The sequence below is a fragment of the Streptomyces sp. P9(2023) genome, assembly GCF_032436795.1.
Lineage (GTDB): Bacteria > Actinomycetota > Actinomycetes > Streptomycetales > Streptomycetaceae > Streptomyces.
The window spans coordinates 1-355 of the sequence record NZ_JAUPWM010000194.1 but is presented as its reverse complement, the minus strand read 5'-3'; the positions used below and the strand labels follow the sequence as shown (position 1 = coordinate 355).

Genomic DNA, 355 nt, shown 5'->3' with positions numbered 1-355 from the left:
ACGGACAGAGAGTCGTCAAAGCCTGTTCGATGCCCTCGACCGACCGGCACTACGACCACTCCCCCCACGCCCTACACCTACGCCGAGTGGCGTAAGGCACGGCCGGGTATCGACTATCACATCGAGATCGAGAAGCGGCTATACAGCGTGCCCCACGCCCTGGTGGGGGTGAAGCTGGACGTTCGGGTGACCGACACCTCCGTGGAGGTCATGCACAAAGGGCAGCGAGTGGCGCTACATCCTCGTCATGGTAAGGGCCGCTTCGCCACCCTGACTGAACACATGCCTAAATCGCACCAGGCCCATCAGAACTGGTCACCGGGACGGTTCCTGAACTGGGCCAATGACATCGGCC

At 62.0% G+C, this 355-nt stretch carries 1 protein-coding gene; it reads left to right on the top strand.

Annotated elements, in window-relative coordinates:
- Nucleotides 1–108: 108 nt before the first annotated feature.
- Nucleotides 109–355, top strand: a 247-nt coding sequence (locus tag Q5762_RS40135; RefSeq protein ID WP_399495540.1) for a Mu transposase domain-containing protein, incomplete at its 3' end; no start/stop codon positions are given.